General features: G+C 70.2%; 20 protein-coding genes. 10 read left to right on the forward strand and 10 right to left on the reverse strand.

The window, feature by feature from the left end:
- Nucleotides 1-759, forward strand: a 759-nt coding sequence (locus tag AB7U92_RS06975; protein ID WP_428575452.1) for a hypothetical protein, incomplete at its 5' end; no start/stop codon positions are given.
- A 40-nt stretch (nucleotides 760-799) separates the two neighbouring features.
- Nucleotides 800-1,513, forward strand: a complete 714-nt coding sequence (locus tag AB7U92_RS06980) for an HAD-IA family hydrolase (RefSeq protein WP_428575453.1) — start codon at nucleotides 800-802, stop codon at nucleotides 1,511-1,513.
- A gap of 36 nt (nucleotides 1,514-1,549) precedes the next feature.
- On the opposite strand, the gene AB7U92_RS06985 is transcribed toward AB7U92_RS06980, so the two are convergent.
- The 3 genes from AB7U92_RS06985 to AB7U92_RS06995 all read right to left on the reverse strand — a co-directional run bounded on the left by AB7U92_RS06985 (nucleotide 1,550) and on the right by AB7U92_RS06995 (nucleotide 3,217).
- On the reverse strand, nucleotides 1,550-2,002 hold the full coding sequence (locus tag AB7U92_RS06985; RefSeq protein WP_428575454.1) for a DUF302 domain-containing protein: 453 nt from the start codon (nucleotides 2,000-2,002) through the stop codon (nucleotides 1,550-1,552).
- A gap of 86 nt (nucleotides 2,003-2,088) precedes the next feature.
- A complete protein-coding gene (locus tag AB7U92_RS06990; protein WP_428575455.1) occupies nucleotides 2,089-2,823 on the reverse strand; it encodes a cytochrome c biogenesis CcdA family protein in 735 nt (244 codons plus the stop codon).
- A 13-nt stretch (nucleotides 2,824-2,836) separates the two neighbouring features.
- Nucleotides 2,837-3,217 (reverse strand): thioredoxin family protein, encoded by a 381-nt coding sequence (locus AB7U92_RS06995; protein ID WP_428575456.1) that lies wholly within the window; start codon nucleotides 3,215-3,217, stop codon nucleotides 2,837-2,839.
- A gap of 207 nt (nucleotides 3,218-3,424) precedes the next feature.
- Between AB7U92_RS06995 and AB7U92_RS07000 the strand changes: the two genes are divergently transcribed.
- Nucleotides 3,425-4,060: an NrsF family protein gene (locus AB7U92_RS07000; RefSeq protein ID WP_428575457.1), complete on the forward strand. Its 636-nt coding sequence runs from the start codon at nucleotides 3,425-3,427 to the stop codon at nucleotides 4,058-4,060.
- Between the two features lie 43 nt (nucleotides 4,061-4,103).
- On the opposite strand, the gene AB7U92_RS07005 is transcribed toward AB7U92_RS07000, so the two are convergent.
- The 7 genes from AB7U92_RS07005 to mtnP all read right to left on the reverse strand — a co-directional run bounded on the left by AB7U92_RS07005 (nucleotide 4,104) and on the right by mtnP (nucleotide 8,989).
- Nucleotides 4,104-4,811: a DUF6969 family protein gene (locus AB7U92_RS07005; RefSeq protein WP_428575458.1), complete on the reverse strand. Its 708-nt coding sequence runs from the start codon at nucleotides 4,809-4,811 to the stop codon at nucleotides 4,104-4,106.
- A 68-nt stretch (nucleotides 4,812-4,879) separates the two neighbouring features.
- Complete coding sequence (locus AB7U92_RS07010; protein WP_428575459.1) at nucleotides 4,880-5,155, reverse strand: hypothetical protein; 276 nt, start codon at nucleotides 5,153-5,155, stop codon at nucleotides 4,880-4,882.
- A 165-nt stretch (nucleotides 5,156-5,320) separates the two neighbouring features.
- Nucleotides 5,321-5,869 carry a DoxX family protein gene (locus AB7U92_RS07015; protein ID WP_428575460.1) on the reverse strand — a complete coding sequence of 183 codons (549 nt, stop codon included), beginning with the start codon at nucleotides 5,867-5,869 and terminating at the stop codon, nucleotides 5,321-5,323.
- Complete coding sequence (locus AB7U92_RS07020) at nucleotides 5,866-6,684, reverse strand: DNA-binding domain-containing protein (protein WP_428575461.1); 819 nt, start codon at nucleotides 6,682-6,684, stop codon at nucleotides 5,866-5,868. The genes AB7U92_RS07015 and AB7U92_RS07020 overlap by 4 nt, the downstream gene beginning before the upstream one ends.
- Nucleotides 6,681-7,619 (reverse strand): DUF692 domain-containing protein, encoded by a 939-nt coding sequence (locus tag AB7U92_RS07025; RefSeq protein WP_428575462.1) that lies wholly within the window; start codon nucleotides 7,617-7,619, stop codon nucleotides 6,681-6,683. Before AB7U92_RS07025 ends, AB7U92_RS07020 begins: the two co-directional genes overlap by 4 nt.
- A gap of 35 nt (nucleotides 7,620-7,654) precedes the next feature.
- The gene (locus AB7U92_RS07030; protein ID WP_428575463.1) at nucleotides 7,655-7,957 is read right to left on the reverse strand and encodes a DUF2282 domain-containing protein; all 303 of its coding nucleotides are present in this window, start codon (nucleotides 7,955-7,957) and stop codon (nucleotides 7,655-7,657) included.
- 135 nt (nucleotides 7,958-8,092) lie between these two features.
- The gene (gene mtnP / locus AB7U92_RS07035) at nucleotides 8,093-8,989 is read right to left on the reverse strand and encodes an S-methyl-5'-thioadenosine phosphorylase (protein ID WP_428575464.1); all 897 of its coding nucleotides are present in this window, start codon (nucleotides 8,987-8,989) and stop codon (nucleotides 8,093-8,095) included.
- A 140-nt stretch (nucleotides 8,990-9,129) separates the two neighbouring features.
- Between mtnP and AB7U92_RS07040 the strand changes: the two genes are divergently transcribed.
- The 7 genes from AB7U92_RS07040 to AB7U92_RS07070 form a co-directional block, all read left to right on the forward strand.
- The gene (locus AB7U92_RS07040; protein WP_428575465.1) at nucleotides 9,130-11,286 is read left to right on the forward strand and encodes an FAD-dependent oxidoreductase; all 2,157 of its coding nucleotides are present in this window, start codon (nucleotides 9,130-9,132) and stop codon (nucleotides 11,284-11,286) included.
- Nucleotides 11,287-11,298: 12 nt separating this feature from the next.
- Nucleotides 11,299-12,162 carry a DUF547 domain-containing protein gene (locus tag AB7U92_RS07045; RefSeq protein ID WP_428575466.1) on the forward strand — a complete coding sequence of 288 codons (864 nt, stop codon included), beginning with the start codon at nucleotides 11,299-11,301 and terminating at the stop codon, nucleotides 12,160-12,162.
- A 26-nt stretch (nucleotides 12,163-12,188) separates the two neighbouring features.
- A complete protein-coding gene (locus tag AB7U92_RS07050; protein ID WP_428575467.1) occupies nucleotides 12,189-12,980 on the forward strand; it encodes a lipo-like protein in 792 nt (263 codons plus the stop codon).
- Nucleotides 12,977-13,666 carry a TIGR04283 family arsenosugar biosynthesis glycosyltransferase gene (locus AB7U92_RS07055; RefSeq protein WP_428575468.1) on the forward strand — a complete coding sequence of 230 codons (690 nt, stop codon included), beginning with the start codon at nucleotides 12,977-12,979 and terminating at the stop codon, nucleotides 13,664-13,666. Before AB7U92_RS07050 ends, AB7U92_RS07055 begins: the two co-directional genes overlap by 4 nt.
- Complete coding sequence (locus AB7U92_RS07060; RefSeq protein ID WP_428575469.1) at nucleotides 13,647-14,300, forward strand: TIGR04282 family arsenosugar biosynthesis glycosyltransferase; 654 nt, start codon at nucleotides 13,647-13,649, stop codon at nucleotides 14,298-14,300. Before AB7U92_RS07055 ends, AB7U92_RS07060 begins: the two co-directional genes overlap by 20 nt.
- Complete coding sequence (locus AB7U92_RS07065) at nucleotides 14,297-15,412, forward strand: FAD-dependent oxidoreductase (RefSeq protein ID WP_428575470.1); 1,116 nt, start codon at nucleotides 14,297-14,299, stop codon at nucleotides 15,410-15,412. Before AB7U92_RS07060 ends, AB7U92_RS07065 begins: the two co-directional genes overlap by 4 nt.
- A 69-nt stretch (nucleotides 15,413-15,481) precedes the next feature.
- The coding region (locus AB7U92_RS07070; RefSeq protein ID WP_428575471.1) for an HD-GYP domain-containing protein at nucleotides 15,482-15,908 on the forward strand (427 nt) is incomplete at its 3' end.

The raw sequence follows: 15,908 nt of genomic DNA on the forward strand, positions 1-15,908 counted from the left end.
TGTGCTCTTCCGATCTTCGCCGACCGCGATTTCACCGAGATCAATCTGCGCGTGCTGGCCAACGACGCCACCCTCGGCAACGTCGAGGCCGAACTCGACTCGCCTGCCGATGACGCGGGCTGCGGCTGCGCCTACCCCGCCAGCGTGGACGCCGGGGTGGTGGCACGTTCCAACCAGATTCACGCCCGGCTCAAGGCCACGGCCCAACGCCATGTCGACCTGCTGAGGCACATCGCGCAGTTGCCGATGGTGGCGCGCTACCAGGTCGCTGATTGCCGTGTCGGTGTGGTGCACGGCGACGCCGAGTCCCTGGCCGGCTGGGGCTTCGACGTGGGCGCGCTCGACGACCCGAACCGGCTCCCCTGGGTGCGGACCATGTTCGACGCGGCCAAAGTGGACCTGTTTGCCAGCACGCACACCTGCCTGCCGGCCCTGCGCCGCTTCACCCGGGCCGCGGGCAGCGACGCGTGCGTCGTCAACAACGGCGCCGCCGGCATGCCCAACTTCGCGGGCGATCTGTCAGGGCTGTGCACCCGCATTGCCACGACGCCGTCGCCCCACCCCGTGCTGCAGGAGATTCGCGTGGCCGGCGCCTGGGTCGCGTTGCTGCCCGTGCGCTTCGATGCGGACCGATGGCAGAGCGATTTCCTATCCCAATGGCCGCCCGGCTCGCCGGCCTGGGAGTCCTACTTCCGGCGCATCAGCCGCGGGCCGGTATTCGAACCGGAGCGCGCACGCTTGCCGGCCTCTGACCAGTAAAGTGAGCACAGGCGCGCGGCCTGCGATAAAGGAGACCTCCATGGACATCAGGGCCCTGGCGTTCGATACCGGCGGCACGGTGCTGGACTGGCACGGAGGTCTCGTCGCTGCCTTGTCCCAAGTGGGCGCGGCGCACGGCGCCAGCGTGGACTGGCATGCGGTCGCCAACGACTGGCGGCGCCGCGCGATGAAGGGCATCGTGGGCCACATCGTGGAACCGGGGCAGGCTGCGTTCAACATGGACGACGTGCATCGCCGAACGCTCGACGAGGTGCTGGCGCACCATGGCCTGCAGGTTTTCACACCAGCAGAGCGCCACCGCATCTGGCACGCCTGGCATGAGCTCGATGCTTGGCCGGACTTCCCCGCTGCCCAGGCTGCGATGCGCGCGGCATTCCCGGTCGTGTCGTTCACGATGCTGACCACTGCCCTGGTGGTCGACGTGTCCCGCCGCAATGGCATCGCCTGGGACGCCGTCATCTCGTGCGAGATGATCGGCGTGTACAATCCGCATGCACAGGCCTATGCGACAGCGGCGCGCTGGATGGCACTGGAGCCGTCGCAGATCCTGATGGTGGCCTGCCACAACTTCGACCTGAACGCTGCGCACCAGGCAGGGTTCCGGACCGCATTCGTCCGGCGACCCGATGAGTGGGGGCCCGAAGGTCCGCCCGATCCGAACCCCAACATGGCCTACGACTTCATCGAGGACGACTTCGACGCGTTGCGGCGCAAGGTGCTGGCGAGCCGCTGATGCCACGCAGGCGGCGCGAGCCGCCGACAACGACCGTCACGGCGCTACGGCCGCCGCGGCCAGGCCCGCCGCCGCCTTGGCGAGATTGCCAGCCGCTGCGCAGGCCGGAACGTCGTGCCGCTTGGCCAGGTACGCGGTGTCGTTGTAGCCCAGCCAGACCTGCGCGGATGCGTCCTCCCACACGAGCGCCTTCAAGGGCAGATCGATGCCCACGGTCTGGGCGCACTCGAGGAACGGCGTTCCGCCCTGCGGATTGCCGAAGATCAGCAGTTCCGTGGGGCGCAGCGTCTTGCCCACCTTGGCCGCGCCTGCGGCGTGGTCGATGCGCGCGAACACAAGCAGCCCACGTTCCTTGACGATCGCCTCCAGGCGGTTCATCGTGACCTGGACGCTGTGAGGGCTCTTGACGACAAGCATTCCGTCGGCGGCCCACGCCGCGATCGGCGCCGACATCAGGACCCATGTGGCGAGAATGCGTCGGATCTTCATGAGATGTACTCCTTGCGATGGACTCGAAAGAGCCATGCCCTTCCGCCCTACGCGGTCGAGGACATGGACCGGCTGGCGGCGGGCGTTCAGATGCCCACCGTCAGATTGACCCAGGCTTCGGGCAGCCACTGCAGTACGTGTGCCTCCAGCCACTTGTCGCCGCCCGTCAGGATGGACACGCCCACGGCGCCCAACAGCACGGCGAAGATGTGGCGCACCCGCTCGATGCGCGCCATCACCCAGTCGCGCGCGCGTACGAAGCCGCGGCGCGAGGCGTAGGCCACGGCCACCAGCGGGACTGCGGCACCCAGGCCGAAGATGCCCAGCACCAGCCCGCCCCGTGCGACGCCGCCTTCGCTGGCCACCAGGGTCAGGGCCGATCCCAGCAAAGGCCCGGAGCACGGGCTCCACACCAGGCCCAGCACGCCGCCCAGCAACAGGGCACCGAAGACCGAACCACCATCGAGCCGGGACGACGCGGCGTTGGCGGCGCTGGCCATCGGCAGCATCCAGCGCGCAAAGCGCTCGCCGAGGGCAGGCACCAGCATCACCAGCGCGAAAGCAATCAGCATGGCCGCTCCAGCGGTGCGCACGGTGTCGCCGTCGATACCGAGTGCCGGCCCGAGTGCGCCGAGCAGCATGCCGATGGCCGCGAACGACAGGATCATGCCCGCGCCCATCGCCAGGGGCGCGAGGCGGCTGCCTTGCAGCGCGCCGCCCAGTACCAGGGGCAACAGGGGGAACACGCAGGGCGAGAGCGTCGTCAGCCCGCCAGCCGCCAGGCTCAATCCCAGCTGCGGCAACGACAGTGCGATCGACACGGTGCGCGCCCGATCAGAGCGCTGCCTTGAGGGCGTTGCGTATCCCCTCGGTGGAGGTGTCGCCCACCAGTCGTGCAGCTTCCTTCCGACCCTTGAGCACGACGAGCGTGGACTGCGAGTTGACCCTGAACCGGCGCTTCAGGTCCTTCTCGGTGTCGTAGTTGGCGGTCAGGACGGTGATGTCCAGTCCCTTCTCGGTCTTCATCGACTGCAGCACCTTGTCCTGCGCGCGGCAGGTCGGGCACCAGTCGGCGTGGAAGTGCAGCGCGACGGGTTGACCGGCCTTCTCCGCGGCCGCGAGTGCCTGGGCCGTGTAGGACTTGATCTCCAGCGCCTGTGCCTGGCCGGCACTGCCGATCAGAAGCGCGGAGACGAGGAACGACGCCAGTTTCATGGTTCAGCCTTTCGTGCGTGGGTGCAGGTGGATGGGGGAGGACGCCCTCCCAGGTCGCTCGGAGTCCCGAGTCGGTTACGGAGAACCGGAGGAAATTCCTTGCCGCAACGATGTAACCGGAGCGACTCCGGCAGCGAACAGCAGTCGGTAAAGGGGATGTCACGCGAACAGCGCCATCTGCGCATCTGGTAGCGAACAGGAGCATCCGTGAGGACCGAGCAGTTCATCGACTTCCTGGCATCCCGGGCCGGACCGGCACCGAGTCGGCCGGTGGCGGCTCGCCTGGCGGTCGCGATGGGCCTCGGCCTCGCGGCCAGCGCGGCCCTCGCCGTCGGCACCCTGGGCCTGTATGCCGGCTTCGCCGAAGCTGGAACCGGCTTGGCCATCAAGTGGGCGTACGTCCTCGCCATGGTGATGGCGGCCGCGGACCTTGCGGGGCGCATGTCGCGTCCGGCCACGTCGTCGCGACGGGCCGTCCTGAACCTGGCGCTGGTGCTGCTCGCCATGACGATGCTGGCAGCGCTGACTTCGGCCTCCGAACCCGAAGGCTTGCGCCTTGGACGCCTGTTCGGTCGGACATGGAGGTCCTGCCCCGGATGGGTGGCGCTGCTGTCGGCCCCCGCGTTGATCGCCGTGCTGCGGGCCATGCGCGGACTGGCTCCCACGCGCCCCCGCCTCGGCGGCTTCGCGGCTGGTCTGCTGGCGGGAGCGATCGGCACCCTGGGGTACACGCTGCACTGCCCGGAGATGGCGCCCGAATTCGTGCTGGCCTGGTACACGCTGGGGATGCTGATCACCGCGACGGTCGGAGCGCTGCTGGGGCCCTGGGCGCTGCGCTGGTAGCGACGCGGTTGCGGCTGCCGGCGCCGCGCTTCGACCGGATGGATCACAGGCCGCGCCGCGCGGCTTCGGCCTCCAGTGCGTCCAGGTCGGCGGACCAGTCGATGGCCTGCTGACTCAGCACCTCGAGGCGGTGATCGGCCAGGGCGTCCTGCAGCCGAGGCCGGCGCGCCAAGCGGCGGTCGCGCCGGATCAGGATTGCTTCGATCAAGGGGCGATACAGGCGCACGAAGGCCGTGAGCCAGCGGCAGGACGGCGCATGTCCGCCGACCACGTCCACGGCAAAGCGGTCGACGAAGGACATCGTCGTCGGCGCGTCGAACCAGTGCCCGTCGGTGACCCACCGGTTGACGGTGAACAGACCCACGGGCAGCCCACGCGCATCCAGCGAGATGGCGAACAGATGCGTCGGCGCGGTGCGCACCCAGCGCGGCCGGCCCGGACGCAGGTACCGCCGCCGCCCCGACGCCGTCGCGTGCCAGAACAGGTGCAGGTGACCGTGCTCGCGGCCCCCGTCGCGGTGGGCGTGGTAGTAGAACTGCGAACCGTTCCGGAAGTCGACCACGTCGTCGGGCGGGTAGTGATCGAACTCGACCACCTCGCGCCCTTCGATCCAGCTCTGCAGCAAGGACCCCGAGGCCGTCGTGGCGTCGGCGAACGCGGCCACGCCGTCGCGCGCCAGCTGCAAGTCGATGGCGAAGGTCTCGTCGGAGGCGTGGCGCCAGCGGCGCCGCAGCGACGGGTTTGCGCTCATTGCGGCCAATCGGTGGTGCTGGCCAGGCCGATCCGGGGAACGGCCCGCGCTCTGTGGACCAGGACCTTCTACTTCTTCTTCGCGCCGCAGGCGCCGCACTGGGCCTTGGTCGCGCCGCACTTCGCGCCGCACTTCGCTCCGCACTTCGCATTGGCTTTCTGCTTGGCACCGCTCGCGGCGCAAGCAGCGCCCTTGGCCCCACAGGCGCCGCACTTGGCGGCCGTCTTCTTCGGGCTGCACTTGGCACCCGCGCAGCTGGCGGCCATCACGTTGCCGCTGAGCGCGGCGGCCGTCACGACGGCCGAGGCCAGGGCTTTGGTCAGGTTGGATGAAAGCATGCTCATGGAGATTTCCTGCGTAGGGTTGAGGTGGACGGGAACGGAACGGACCTCACCGGGCAGGTGCCACGGTGCGGACATGCTCGGGAACGCTCGCGCGGCCCTCGGCATGGGGTGGCGTCACGCCGCCGGCAGGCGAGCGACGATGGATGACCGGATGGTGCGTGGCCATCAGCGAGCCGTGGCGCGGCGCGATGCGAGCCAGTGGTCCACCGACCACAGGCCCGGGCCGCGCGCGATGAGGTAGAGCAGCACCGCGGCCCACGTGCCGTGGGTCGCGTAGGCGCCGGGATAGACGAAGAGCTGGATCACGAGCGTCATGCCCAGCAAGGCCAGGGCCGAGAACCGCGTACCCAGGCCGATCAGCAGCAGGAACGGGAAAACATGCTCGGCCGTCGCCGCCATCGGCGCCGCGAGCTCCGGCGGGATGAACGGCAACTTGTATTCGTCCTGGAACAGCGCCAGTGCCGAGTCGGACAGGCTCGGCCAGCCGAACTCGAACTCACCCGAGACCAGGTTGAGGACGAAGCCCTGGACCTTGGTCTGCCCCGAGTTCCAGAACACCGCGGCGATCGAGAAGCGGGCAACGAACGCGATCAGCGTGTGCGGGATGCGCTCGAACTGTCCGACCGCCCGCCCGATCAGGCGGGCGATGGGCGATCCGCTGGAGGCGCTGCGGCCCTGCCCGGCCCGTGCGGTGGAGGTGGCGGTCGTGTTCATGAGGTCAGCCTCGGAGGTAGGTCAAGGGAGCTCACCGCGCCGTGAGCCAGCAACTGCGACAGGGCCGCGGTGAGGTCGAACGCCGGCGCCGCGGCCAGCGCGCGGTGAGCCGCCTCGCCCAGGCCCCGTCCGGCGCGCAGGGCCTCGACGAACGTCACCACGCCAGCGGAAGCCCGCAGTACGAGCACCTCCAGCCCCGAGCGAAGGATCAGGGCGCTCTCGGGCACGTCGATGTCGACGGGGGCGATGTCCGCGGCGTCTTCGACCTGGTGCGCCGCCCACAGCGTCACGACCGCGTACCGCGACTCGAGCGTGGCCAGCGACGGGTGCAGCACCACGTTCAGATCACCCGCCCGGTCGCCGCTGGCCAGCGCCAGGCCGACCACCTCTTCACGTACCGGGTCCGCATCGGCGGCGTGGGTCGCCGCCACGCGCGCGGCTTCGAGGCGCGCGACGTCGGCCAGGTAAGGCAGGCCCTGCGCCGGCTCGAAGCCCGCGACGAACGACGGGAAGTCCTGCCCGTAGTGCGCCAGCACGGGGGATCGGGGCGGCGATCGCCGCACGAAGACCGCGGCCATCGCGCGGAAGAACTCCGGCCCGACCAGCTGCTGGACCACGGGAAAGGTGTCGGCCAGCGCGTCGACCAGCGAGACGATGACGTTGTTGCGGTACACCGCCAGCCGCCTGGCCGGGTCCGAGCCGTTCCACGTGCGCAAGCCCGCCGGGACGGGGCACTGCGGGTCCAGCAACGCCGCGGCGAATTCGCCCTGGCCGAGGGCGGCGCCGCTGCGGGCGAGCTCGTCGAGCGAGGTCACGCGCCACCCCAGTAGAGGCCGCATCGACGCGGCTGCGCGCGCGCACGCATCGTCTCGTCCGCGCGCCCGGCCTCGGCCAGGAGCGTCGCCAGCGACGGCACGTCGTTGTCGCGCTCCAGCAGCGTGGGCACGGCGCCCAGTCTCGCAACCACATGGGCGTACAGGCCCCAGACTGCCTCGTCCACGGGGCTGCCGTGACTGTCGATGAGCAGCGGCGCGCCGGCGGCGTCCTCGTCGCGCGCGAAGCCCGCGAGGTGGACTTCACCGACCTCCGTCAGAGGCAGGTCGTGGATGTAGGCCAGCGCGTCGCGGCCGTGGTTGGTGCACGACACGTGGACGTTGTTGACGTCCAGCAGCAGGCCGCAGCCGGTGCGCCGGAGCACCTCGCGCAGAAAGGCGGTCTCGCTCATCGTCGACGCCTCGAACTCGAGGTAGGTCGACGGGTTCTCGAGCAGCATGCGACAGCGCAGCCGCTCCTGCACGCGGTCGACGTGGTCGCACACGCGGTCCAGCGTCGCCCGGTCGTAGGGCAGCGGCAGCAGGTCGTTGTAGAAGGCGCCGCCGTGGCTGGACCACGCGAGGTGTTCGGAGAACGCCGCCGGCTGGTAGCGATCGATCAGCGCGGCCAGCCGGTCGAGGTGCGACTCGTCCAGTGCTTCGGCGCCGCCGATCGACAGGCCGACGCCGTGCAACGACAGCGCGTAGTGCTCGCGCACCCGCGCCAGGAAGTGGTGGAAGGGCCCGCCGTCGACCATGTAGTTCTCGGCGTGCACTTCGAAGAAGCCGATGTCCGGGCGCGTGTCGAGCACCTCCCGGAAGTGCTGCGGCTTCAGCCCGATGCCGGCGCGCCACGGCAGGCCCGCCGCCATGCCGGAAACGCCCGCCGGCTCCGGCGCCGGGGTGCGCAGGGGAACCGGCAAGGCGGTGTGCGGCATGGCGGCGGGCGATGGATGACTGCGCGTGCTCGGGCTCAGCCCTTCTTCTCGACCTTGAACTCCTTGAGCTGCCCGTAGCCGGTCGGCGACGTCTTCGAGACGGTCTTCTCGCAGGTGCCCTTGGGCACCATCTTCCAGGCGTTGGGCTGGTAGTCGACCTTCGAGGTGCCCGCGCAGGTGGTGCCGGGTCCGGCGGCGCAGTCGTTCTTTCCCTTCAGGGCAACGCCGTAGCAATGCTCCTTGTCGGCAGACTGTGCTGCGGCCGGCAAGGCCGTAAAGGCAGCGCCGAGCGCCAGGGCCAGGGCGATCGCGGGCAACTTGGTGGTGGCTTGGGTCATGGGACTCTCCTTAGACAGGTGGGAAACAGAGCGGGGTTCAGTGGTCGAAGAGCCGCGCTGAGCAGGGCCTTCGTGGCGAATAGACGAGGCGGGTGGCCCAGGTCTTACAGGTCTGCCGAAGTCTTCGAGTGGACCTCAGTGAATGCGGGCGATCAGTGCGTGCAGCCGCTCGCGCACCGGCGCCGACATCGAGTGGGGCGGTGTCACCAGGGCCGAGCCGAGTGCGCCGTGCGCCGCCGACGCCGGCCAGCTGGCGGCGATGCGGCGCACCGCATGCGCCAGCACCTGTTGCGCTCGCTGCGCGTTGCCCTGCAGGTTGGCGATCGCCATTTCGGCCGTGACGCAGGCCTGGTGCGGGTGCCAGCAGTCCCAGTCGGTGGCCAGCGCCAGCGTGGCATAGGCCATCTCGGCCTCGCGGGCCAGGCGGGCCTCGGGCATGTTGGTCATGCCGATCACCGCAGCGCCCAGGCTGCGGTACCAGTGCGATTCGGCACGGGTCGAGAACGCCGGCCCCTCGATGCAGATGTAGGTGCCTTGCGTGTGCAAGCGCACGTCGGCCAGGCCCGCATCGGCGAATGATGCGGCCAGCACGCTACGCAGGACAGCGCATACCGGATCGGCCAGCGAGACATGCGCCACCGCGCCGTCGCCGAAGAAGCTGCCCTCGCGCTTGCGCGTGAGGTCGATGAACTGGTCGACCAGCACCATGTCCAGCGGCGCGATCTCCTCGCGCATCGACCCGACGGCCGAGACCGACAGCAGGTACTGCACGCCCAGCGACTTCATCGCGTACACGTTGGCGCGAAACGGGATCTGGCTGGGAATCAATCCGTGGCTGCGTCCATGCCGAGCCAGGAAAGCCACGTCGACGCCAGCCAGTCTCCCCAGCAACAGCGCATCCGACGGGGCGCCGTAGGGCGTGTCCACGACCTGCTCGCGCACATCGGTCAGCCCTTCCATGCGGTACAGGCCGCTGCCGCCGAAGATGCCGATGCGGGGCTTGAGGGGTGGCATGAGCGGTGCGGGGTCCATCGGGTCTCCTGGCTCTGAATCCCCCATGGACGAACAGCGGCGTGACTTTCTTACACCGCGGTGCCTGTAAGGATCCGTACGACCTGCGCGTCTATGAGGCAGCGAAGGCGCAATGCCTCGACGAACCAAGAAAGAACGAGATGCGTCTGGACAAGCGGTGGTGGTTGCTGATGGGGCTGGTGCTGCTGCTGGCGCTGTTCTTCGGGCTCGACCTCGGCCGGTTCCTGAGCCTGGCCGCCATCAAGAGCAGCCAGGCCGACCTGCAGGCCTGGCGCGCGGGCCAGCCGGTGCTGGCCGCCCTGCTCTTCTTCGTCGGCTACGTCGCCGTGACCGCCTTGTCGCTGCCGGGTGCCGCGGCCATGACGCTGGCCGCCGGCGCCCTCTTCGGCCTTGGGTGGGGCACGCTGATCGTGTCCTTCGCGTCGTCGCTCGGCGCGACCCTGGCCTTCCTCGCCGCGCGCTGGCTGCTGGGCGGCTGGGTGCAGTCGCGCTTCGGCGACCGGCTGGCCGCGCTGAACGCCGGCATCGAGAAGGACGGCGGCTTCTATCTCTTCACGCTGCGCCTGGTGCCGGTGCTGCCGTTTTTCGTCATCAACCTGGTGATGGGCGTGACGACGCTGCGCACCTGGACTTTCTACTGGGTCAGCCAGGTCGGCATGCTGGCCGGCACGCTGGTCTACGTGAACGCCGGCACCCAGCTGGCGCGCATCGAATCGCTGTCGGGCATCGTCTCGCCCGGCGTGCTGGGCTCGCTGGCGCTGCTCGGCGTCTTCCCCCTCGTCACCAGGAAAGCCGTCGAGATGTTCCAGGCCCGCAAGGTCTACGCCCGCTTCGAGAAACCGGCCCGCTTCGACCGCAACCTCATCGTCATCGGCGGCGGCTCGGCCGGTCTGGTCACGGCCTACATCGCCGCGGCCATCAAGGCCAAGGTCACGTTGGTGGAGAAGCACGCGATGGGCGGCGACTGCCTGAACACCGGCTGCGTGCCCTCCAAGGCCCTGATCCGCTCGGCCAAGTTCCTCTCGCACGTGCAGCGCGCGAAGGAGTTCGGCATGCGCGGCGCCACGGTCGACTTCGACTTCGGCGAGGTGATGGAGCGCGTGCAGCGGGTCATCCAGGAGATCGAGCCGCACGACTCGGTGCAGCGCTACACCGCTCTGGGCGTGGACGTGGCACAGGGCACCGCGCGCATCGTCTCGCCCTGGGCGGTGGAGATCACGCACCACGACGGGCGCGTGCAGACGCTGACCACGCGCGCCATCGTCGTCGCCGCGGGCGCACGACCCTTCGTGCCGCCGATCCCGGGCCTGGCCAGCCTCGGCCCGCACGAGCTGCTGACCTCCGACAACGTCTGGCAGCTGCGCCAGCGGCCGGAGCGCCTGGTCGTGCTGGGCGGCGGCCCGATCGGCAGCGAACTGACGCAGACCTTCGCGCGACTGGGGTCGAAGGTGACGCAAGTCGAGATGCTGCCGCGCATCCTGGTGCGCGAAGACCCTGAAGTGTCGGAGCTGGTCGCCGAACGCTTTCGTGCCGAGGGCATCACCGTGCTGACCGGCCACAAGGCCGTTCGGGTGCAGGGAGGCGGGCTCGAAAAGGTGCTGGTCGTCGAGGCTGACGGCCACGAGAAGCACATCCCCTTCGACGCGATCCTCGTGGCCGTCGGTCGCGTGGCCAACCTCAAGGGTTATGGCCTCGAGGAACTGGGCGTCACCACCGGCCGCACGGTGGACGTCAACGGCTACTTGCAGACCAACTTCCCCAACATCTACGCCGCGGGCGACGTGGCCGGGCCGTACCAGTTCACGCACACCGCGGCCCACCAGGCCTGGTATGCGGCTGTGAATGCGCTGTTCGATCCGTTCAAGAAGTTCCGCGCCGACTATCGCGTGATCCCCTGGGCGACCTTCGTCGAGCCCGAGGTGGCGCGCGTCGGGCTGAACGAACTCGAGGCGAAGGAGGGAAAGATCCCCTACGAGGTCACGGTCTACGGCCTCGACGACCTGGACCGCGCCATCGCCGACAGCGAAGCCCACGGCTTCGTCAAGGTGCTGACCGTGCCGGGCAAGGACCGCATCCTCGGCGTGACGATCGTCGGCGAGCACGCCGGCGACCTGCTGGCCGAGTACGTGCTGGCGATGAAACACAGCATCGGACTGAACAAGATCCTCGGCACGATCCACACCTACCCGACCCTGGCCGAGGCCAACAAGTACGCGGCCGGCAACTGGAAGCGTGCCCATGCGCCGCAGGCACTGCTGGCCTGGGTCGAGCGCTTCCACGCCTGGCGTCGGGGTTGAGGCGGACCAGCGATGAGCTTCGCGATGCACGACGACACGCCGGATCGCACCCGCCGCGCACTGGCCGCGTACCTGCCCCTGGCGCTGGCGGCCCCTTCCGTGGTGGCGCGGGCGCAGCCCGCGGCCGCGGACTTCGATCATCGCCACGGCGCCTGGGACGGCCTGCTCCGGCAGTACGTGGTCGTGGCCGCCGGCGGCAACGCCTCGACCTTGCGCTACGCCGCGCTTCAGACCCGGCGCGCTGCGCTGAAGGCCTATCTCGACGGCCTGTCGGACGTCTCCCCGGCCGCCTACGGCGCCTGGACGCGCGCCCAACAACTGGCCTTCCTGGTCAACGCCTACAACGCGTTCACGGTCGAGCTCGTCCTCACCCGCTACCCGGACCTGAAGTCGATCAAGGACCTGGGCAGCTTCCTGCAGAGCCCATGGCAGAAGAAGTTCTTCCGGCTGCTGGGGCAGGAGCGCTCGCTCGACGAGGTCGAGCACGGGCTGATCCGCGCCCCCGGCGTCTTCGACGATCCGCGTATCCACGTGGCCGTGGTCTGCGCCTCCATCGGCTGCCCGATGCTGCGCAACGAGGCCTACGTCGCCGATCGGCTCGACGCCCAGCTCGACGACGCGCTGCGCCGCTTCCTGTCGGACCGCTCGCGCAACCGCTTCGATGCGGGCACGGCGACGCTCGCGGTGTCGAAGATCTTCGACTGGTACCGCAAGGACTTCGAGCACGGGCACAAGGGCTACGACTCGCTGCGGACCTTGTTCGCCCGCCACGCCGAGGTCCTCGGGGCGACGCCGCAGGCGCAGGCCGAGATCCGCGCCGGGCGCTACAAGCTCGTCTATCTGGACTACGACTGGGCGCTCAACGACACCCGTTGACGGCCCGGCCAGCCCCATCCAACGCCATGGCGGGCCTTCTCGACCGCATCACGCGCTGGCTCGGCGAGCGCCTGAGTCGCTACCTGAGCCAGACGCACCACGCGCACGGCCTGGCCGCACCCACGGATCCGGCCAAGTTGATGGCCTGCCTGCAGCCGGGCGACGTGCTGCTCGTCGAAGGCCAGAGCCGCTTCAGCGTGGCGATCAAGTACCTGACCCAGTCCACCTGGTCGCACGCGGCGCTGTTCGTGGGCGAGGCCGGGGGCCAGGTGGATACGCAAGGTCGTCCGCGCTGCTTTCTCGAGGCCGATCTACGCGCGGGCGTGCGGCTGGTCAGCGTGACGGAGTACGCCGGGCTGCACTGCCGCGTGTGCCGGCCCGTGGGCCTGGACGCGGGCGAGGTCGATGCCCTTGTCCGCCACGCGATGGCACGCTTGGGGCACCAGTACGACCTGAAGAACGTCGTCGATCTGGCACGCTACCTGTTGCCGACGCCGCCGGTGCCCGTGCGCTGGCGGCGCCGCATGCTGTCGCTCGGCAGTGGGGACCCGGCCCACGCCATCTGCTCCACCCTCATCGCCCAGGCCTTCCAGTCCGTGCGCTATCCGATCCTGCCGCTCATCGAGAACGTGCCGTCCCGAGACCCGCAGTGCCCCGGCTGCGTGGACGAGATCCTGCGCGTGCGCCATCACAGCCTGTTCGCGCCACGCGACTTCGACGTCTCGCCGTACTTCGCCGTCATCAAGCCGACGCTGGCGGCAGGCTTCGACCACCGTGCCCTCGCGTGGCACGACGAGGCCGGGGACGTCAGGCCATGAGGCCCGCCCTGTGCATCGTGGTCCCTGTGCTCGACGAGGCCCGGACCCTGGCGTCGCGACTGCAGGCGCTGCAGCGCTTTCGCCAGCGCGGCGCGCGGGTCGTGGTGGTCGACGGGGGCAGCCAGGACGACACGCTGGAGATCGCCAAGGCGCATGCCGACCTGGCACTGCTGGCGCCGCGCGGCCGGGCCGCGCAGATGAACGCCGGCGCCGCCGCCTGCCCGGCCGACGTGCTGCTGTTCCTGCACGCCGACACGGCGCTGCCCGACGACGCCGACCTGCTGGTGCGGCGTGCCACGCTGGGGCCGTTCGCCTGGGGCCGCTTCGACGTGCGCATCGACAGCGCGCGGCCGCTGCTGCGCGTGGTGTCGGCGCTGATGAACCTGCGCTCGCGCTGGACCGGCATCGCCACCGGCGACCAGGCGCTGTTCGTGCGGCACGATCTGTTCCGGAAGGTGGGCGGATTTCCGGACCTGCCGCTGATGGAAGATGTCGCGATGTCGCGGCTGCTCAAGCGCCATGGCCCGCCGGCCTGCCTGCGCGAGCGCGTCACCACCTCGGCCCGCCGCTGGGAACGCCATGGCGCGTGGCGCACGATTCTTCTGATGTGGCGCCTGCGCGCTGCCTATTTCCTGGGCGCAGACCCCAAACGACTGGCGATCCGGTATGGCTATCGACCACGATGACTCGAACGAAAGTCTGCGGCAGGTGCAGGTGGCTGTGCTGGCAAAGGCGCCCATCCCGGGACTGGCCAAGACGCGTCTCATCCCCGCCCTCGGACCCCGCGGCGCAGCGCGCCTGCAGCGCCGACTGACGCGCGTGGCCGTGCAGACCGCCCGCGATGCCGACCTCGGGCCCGTGACCCTGTGGTGCGCGCCCGACGCCCGGCATCGCTTCTTCAAGGCCCTGCAGCAGACGACGGCGGTTCGGTGCCTGGTCCAGCCCGGCGGCGACCTCGGGAACCGCATGCACACCGCGATCCGGCTGCATTGCGCGCAAGGCCCCTTGCTGCTCATCGGCACCGACTGCCCGGTGCTGCGGCCCGACCACCTGCGCCGGGCGGCGCGGGCCTTGATCGACGGTGAAGACGCCGTCTTCCAACCCGCCGCGGACGGCGGCTATGTGCTGGTCGGCCTGCGGCGACCGCAAGCCGCCCTCTTCGACGACATCGCCTGGAGCACCGCCGCGGTGATGTCGCAGACCCGGGCCCGCGCGCGCGCGCTGAACCTGCATGTGCGCGAATTCGAGACTCTCTGGGACGTGGACGTGCCGGAGGATCTCGCGCGCCTGCGTGCCTTCGACGACGGCCTCTCGCCGTGAAGCAGCTCGTCCTGCTCGGCGGCGGTCACGCCCACGTCAAGGTGCTGGCCGATCTGGCCGCGCGCCCGCTGGCGGGATGGCAGGTGCACCTGGTGTCGCCTTACCGGCGGCAAATCTATTCCGGCATGTTGCCGGGCTGGGTCGCGGGCCACTACCCGATCGAGTCGTGCGCCATCGCGCTCGATTTGCTGGCGGCCCGCGCGGGGGTCGACTTCCACGAGACCGCCGGCGTCGGCGTCGACGCCGCAGGCCAGGGCATCGCCTGTGCCGACGGCAGCCGTCTGCACTTCGATGTGCTGTCCATCGACACCGGCCCGCTGCCGGCCATCGCCGCCTTGCCGGGTTGCCTGGACCATGCGCTGCCGATCCGCCCGATCGAGGCCTTCGTCGCCGCCTGGCCCGGCCTCGTGGACCGCATGCTTGGCGCCTGCCGGCGCTTCGACCTGGTGATCCTGGGCGCCGGAGCGGCCGGCGTGGAACTTGCCTTCGCAGCCCGGCACCGTGCCCTGGTCGACGGCTGGTCGCACCTTCGCATCACGCTCGTCGGATCCGGCGCGCTGCCGCTGGACGGGGGGCCGGCCTGCGCACGCCGGCGGCTCGGCGACTTGCTGGCCCGGCGCGGCATCGACTGGCTGGGCGAGCGCCGCGCCACGGGCGTGGCGGCCGGGCAGATCCATTTCGAACAGGGTCCACCGCTGGGCTTCGATGCCTGCCTGGTGGTCACCGGCGCGGCCGCGCCGGCCTGGCCGCGCGCCGGCGGCCTGGCCACGGACGAACAAGGTTTCATCCAGGTCGGGTCCACGCTGCAGAGCGTTTCGCACCCGCGGGTGTTCGCCGCAGGCGACGTCGCGGCCTACGCCGAGCCGCGGCCGAAGTCGGGCGTCTTCGCGGTCAAGGCGGGCCCCGTGCTCGCCGCCAACCTGAGGGCGGTGTGCGAAGGGCGCGAGCCCAGGGCCTGGACGCCACAGCGACGGGCTCTGTACCTCATCAGCACCGGCAACCGCCATGCGCTGGCGGCGTGGGGTCCCTGGTCGGTGGGCGGCGACTGGGTCTGGCGCTGGAAGGACAGCATCGACCGGGGCTTCATGCGGCGCTTCGGCACCGCCGCGTGAGGGCTGCCGCCGCCGCGTCGTCCGGGCCGCCCCGGACACGGCACAGCACAGGAGCAGGTCATGGGATGGATGGACTTTCTGAGCCGTCGGACGGAAGCGCCGGCTCGGCCGCAGCCGCCAGGCACCGAGCGCGAACTACTGCTGGCCAGCCTGCTGGTGATGGCCTGGGTGGTCGAGGCACGCGACCCCTACACCGGCGGCCATCTGTGGCGGGTGTCGCGCTATGCCGCGCTGCTGTGCGAGAGCGCGGGCGTGGCCGAAGACCAGTGCGCCCGCATCGCCATCGGCGGCTTCCTGCACGATCTGGGCAAGGTCGGCGTGCCCGACGCCGTCCTGCGCAAGCCGGGCAGGCTCGACGATGCCGAGCGCGAGGTCATCAGGACGCATCCCACGGTCGGCGCGCGCCTGCTGGCCGGCCATCCGCTGGCGGCCATGGTTCGCGACGCCGTGCTGCTGCACCACGAAACGCCCGACGGGCGCGGCTACCCGCAAGGCC

The sequence above is a fragment of the Piscinibacter sp. genome, assembly GCF_050175855.1.
Taxonomy (GTDB): Bacteria; Pseudomonadota; Gammaproteobacteria; order Burkholderiales; family Burkholderiaceae_C; genus Piscinibacter.